Origin of the sequence: Acinetobacter sp. UNC436CL71CviS28, from assembly GCF_000620525.1 — a bacterium.
GTDB lineage: Bacteria > Pseudomonadota > Gammaproteobacteria > Pseudomonadales > Moraxellaceae > Acinetobacter > Acinetobacter radioresistens.
In genome coordinates, this window is sequence record NZ_JIBB01000072.1 from 1 (window position 1) to 3859 (window position 3859).

Annotated in this window: 4 protein-coding genes; all 4 read right to left on the reverse strand. The window is 38.6% G+C overall.

What is annotated here, in order from left to right:
- Window positions 1–133: 133 nt before the first annotated feature.
- The 4 genes from N518_RS0114950 to N518_RS0114965 all read right to left on the reverse strand — a co-directional run bounded on the left by N518_RS0114950 (window position 134) and on the right by N518_RS0114965 (window position 3238).
- Window positions 134–436, reverse strand: coding sequence for a putative quinol monooxygenase (locus N518_RS0114950; RefSeq protein WP_004897265.1), 303 nt, complete (start codon window positions 434–436; stop codon window positions 134–136).
- A 333-nt stretch (window positions 437–769) separates the two neighbouring features.
- The gene (gene fghA, locus N518_RS0114955) at window positions 770–1600 is read right to left on the reverse strand and encodes an S-formylglutathione hydrolase (protein ID WP_004897267.1); all 831 of its coding nucleotides are present in this window, start codon (window positions 1598–1600) and stop codon (window positions 770–772) included.
- Between the two features lie 228 nt (window positions 1601–1828).
- On the reverse strand, window positions 1829–2941 hold the full coding sequence (locus N518_RS0114960; protein ID WP_004897268.1) for an S-(hydroxymethyl)glutathione dehydrogenase/class III alcohol dehydrogenase: 1113 nt from the start codon (window positions 2939–2941) through the stop codon (window positions 1829–1831).
- A gap of 21 nt (window positions 2942–2962) precedes the next feature.
- A complete protein-coding gene (locus tag N518_RS0114965) occupies window positions 2963–3238 on the reverse strand; it encodes a metal/formaldehyde-sensitive transcriptional repressor (protein WP_001133624.1) in 276 nt (91 codons plus the stop codon).
- Window positions 3239–3859: the final 621 nt, after the last annotated feature.

Below are 3859 nucleotides of genomic sequence, written 5' to 3' on the forward strand. Positions count from 1 at the left end.
TCAGGGTGAAGTGTGTCTAATCAACAGGGTTTTCGGTCTCTAAGCACTTTTTAAAGGGAACATCATCGACTCAAATCACTATTTGCAACAGTGCCAAATTTCAGGCAGCACACTCATACATTTAAGCGTCGGTTTAAGCTGGTAGTTTACTCGCCAAAACATCTACTTTTTCAATAGACGGTGGCTCTGAAAATAGCTCATCGGCCTGAGCCATCAAAGCAGCTGCAACCTTGCCAGATAGATGTGCTTGGCGACCCGCCTCATCAGGAAATGCATCAAATATACCAAATGTTGTAGGTCCAAGACGTAGGCCAAACCACGCAACTGTCGCAGGTTCTTCCATTACAATATGTAAACCGGCTTTAAGGAAAGCTTCCACTTCGTCTTCTTTACCCGGTTTAGCTTCAAGGCGGACATATAAAGCTGTTTTAAGCATGACTAAAACTCCACAATTGACTAGAATTAAAACTGATTCTGACATTGCTAATGTATGCATGTCAGAAAGTTTTGTTGTATAAAAGTTAAAAAAAAATCCCATAGCTGAGCCAAAATCTGTTTTTTTATTCCGACATAATGCTATGAATTTATTCAAGTTAATATCATTAACATTTGAATCAAAAAATTAAGATATGAGATGGTTAAATTCAATCTTAGTTATATAAGGATCAATTGACTCTACCTTAGATTTATAAGCTGACCTCTTCATCTGAAAATTATATTGCTCAAGAAGCATTCAAGAACAACATGTACATCCTCATATCTATCAAAGTTATTTAGCTAGGAGTTTGCTGTGAAACTCTATATGTTTCTCTATAAAGCTCGCAATGAAGTAATAGCTATGGTCATACCCTTCTCTTAGGTTAAGTGTAAGAGGATATTCTTGTTCCAAACACATATCACTAAGAAGCTTAGGCCTTAACTGTTCTTCAAGAAAATCATCAGCTGTTCCCTGATCGACTAAAATAGGTATATGAACTTCAGCGTTTTTGATTAATTCAATCGCATCATAGCTTTTCCATAAAGTTTCGGTTTCACCTAGGTAATGTGTGAAAGCCTTTTTCCCCCAAGGTACTTGGCTAGGTGCAACAATCGGTGCAAAAGCAGAAATACTTTTATACAGCTCAGGATTTTTTAACCCAATTACTAATGCACCATGACCACCCATGCTATGACCCATAATACTTTGGACTTGATTGGTCGGAAAATTTAGGTCAATCAGATTTCTGAGCTCTTCCACAATATAATCATACATTTTGAAATGCTGTGACCAAGGTGCTTGTGTTGCATTCACATAGAATCCTGCACCTTGGCCTAAATCATAATCTGCATGATCTGGTACATCTTCTCCACGTGGGCTGGTATCTGGTGCAACAATAATGACTTTATGTTCAGCCGCATACTTTTGTGCTCCGGCTTTAGTAATAAAGTTCTGTTCGTTGCAAGTCAGTCCTGATAACCAATATAAAACTGGCAACCGCTCATCTTTGTCATGAGGTGGCAGATATATTGAGAATTTCATTGAACAGTTTAATGCTATTGACTGATGGCGATACACTTCTTGCGATCCACCAAAAGAAGCATGTTTCTCAATTATTTCCATAATCAATTACCTATGTTGAGCAAGACTTCATGAGAAATCGAGTAAACAAAGAGTCCGACATTCTCCACAGAGAATAGTGATAAAGATTTAAAATGTAGGCAGGTTGATTGAACCTATACACGATGCCTACACAGATAGATCTGTTTTACAGATGATGTGCCGTTTTGGAGAATTCCATGCATGTCATTCATGATGCACATGCATGGAAAAGTATAAGGTCTGACGGAATTATTCGTAATGAATTACAGTACGAATTGACTTACCTTCATGCATTAGATCAAAGGCTTCATTGATCTGATCCAAGCCCATCGTATGTGTCACAAATGGTTCTAATTGAATTTTACCGTTCATGGCATCTTCAACCATTCCTGGAAGTTGCGTACGACCTTTTACGCCACCAAAGGCAGAACCTAGCCATTTACGACCAGTAACAAGCTGGAATGGACGGGTAGAGATTTCCTGACCTGCGCCAGCTACACCAATAATTACGGATTGTCCCCAGCCACGGTGTGCACTTTCAAGGGCTGCACGCATTACATTCACGTTACCAATACATTCAAATGAATGATCTACACCCCAGCCAGTCATTTCGACAATGACTTGCTGGATTGGTTTGTCGTAGTCTTTAGGGTTCAAGAAGTCCGTTGCACCAAATTCTTTTGCCAGCGCAAATTTATCTGGATTCATGTCAACTACAATAATACGCCCTGCTTTAGCTTGACGTGCGGCTTGTACGACTGCCAGACCAATACCACCTAAACCAAAGACCGCAACACTATCACCTTCTTGTACTTTAGCCGTGTTGTGTACTGCACCGATACCCGTTGTGACACCACAACCCAGTAAGCAGACATGTTCGTGATTGGCTTCAGGATTGATTTTAGCCAATGATACTTCTGCCACTACAGTGTATTCACTGAACGTTGAGCAGCCCATATAGTGATAAATCGGTTGACCATTGTAGGAAAAACGAGTGGTACCATCTGGCATTACACCTCTACCTTGAGTTTCGCGAACGGAAATACACAAGTTCGATTTTCCAGATTTACAGAATACGCACTCGCCACATTCAGCAGTGTAAAGTGGAATTACGTGATCACCTGGTTTGACGCTAGTCACGCCTTCACCAACCTCAACTACAACACCAGCACCTTCATGCCCGAGAATAGCAGGAAAAACACCTTCAGGATCATCGCCAGATAAAGTAAATGCGTCTGTATGACACACACCGGTATGGGAGATCTTGATTAATACTTCACCTTTCTTCGGTGGTGCAACATCAACTTCAACAATTTGAAGAGGTTGACCAGGACCAAACGCAACAGCAGCACGTGACTTCATGGAATAATTCCTTATACAGATCTATTTTAAATATGATTTTAGAATCTTGGCGATTTCAGCCAATTCTTCTTTTCGTTGTTGTTCTGTAGTTTCACCTGATACTAAAGTGTCCTTTAAATGAACCTCCAACATTTCATTCATTAAACCATTAATAGCACCACGCACAGAGCATATTTGTTGCAGAATTGCACCACATTCCACATTGTCTTCTAACGCTTTTTCAATCGCTTGCGTCTGACCTTTGATCTTTCTGACGCGTAGAAGAATCTTTTTTTTGTCTTCAACCTGATTAGGCATCAGACCTCCTTACTTGCTAGCATTAATACTATAGTACCCCATAGTATAAAAAAAGCAATATTTTTTATAAATCGAAAATCAAAAAGACCTTTAGCGAAAATTTTCTATCCCTGTTTTTAGTTTTTTTTTAAATTAACATCGTAGAGCTGATGCTAAAGTCACAAAGAATGGGACTTTCAGCTCCCATTTTTTTATTTTGGCTCATGTTCTTTGTGATGCTGTGACCTTTTAGAATTATGTTTCAAATTTTAGCCACTTTGTAGATATTTTGAACGTTTCAAGCCTTGAAAATACTACCGACAGTTTAGATTAAACTGCCTTTACAGACTGTACTAGAATATTTTTAGTGAGCGGATGATATTTATTATTCATTATTTAGGAATTATTAAATCCTATAAATATCATTTATTGGATTAATTTATTTTGGTACTGTGCATATCATCCCCCAGTTAAGAATAAGGAATAACTATGAATAAGATGATGAATGCTCTTATCCTAGAAAATTTTGGTGATCATGAATTTAAACGGCACTGTTGCAAATAGTGATTTGAGTCGATGATGTTCCCTTTAAAAAGTGCTTAGAGACCGAAAACCCTGTTGATTAGACACACTTCACCCTGA

Coding starts and splice junctions, on each gene's coding strand:
- N518_RS0114950 (WP_004897265.1), bottom strand. CDS start 436: ATGCTTAAAACAGCTTTATATGTCCGCCTTGAAGCTAAACCGGGTAAA.
- fghA (WP_004897267.1), bottom strand. CDS start 1,600: ATGGAAATAATTGAGAAACATGCTTCTTTTGGTGGATCGCAAGAAGTG.
- N518_RS0114960 (WP_004897268.1), bottom strand. CDS start 2,941: ATGAAGTCACGTGCTGCTGTTGCGTTTGGTCCTGGTCAACCTCTTCAA.
- N518_RS0114965 (WP_001133624.1), bottom strand. CDS start 3,238: ATGCCTAATCAGGTTGAAGACAAAAAAAAGATTCTTCTACGCGTCAGA.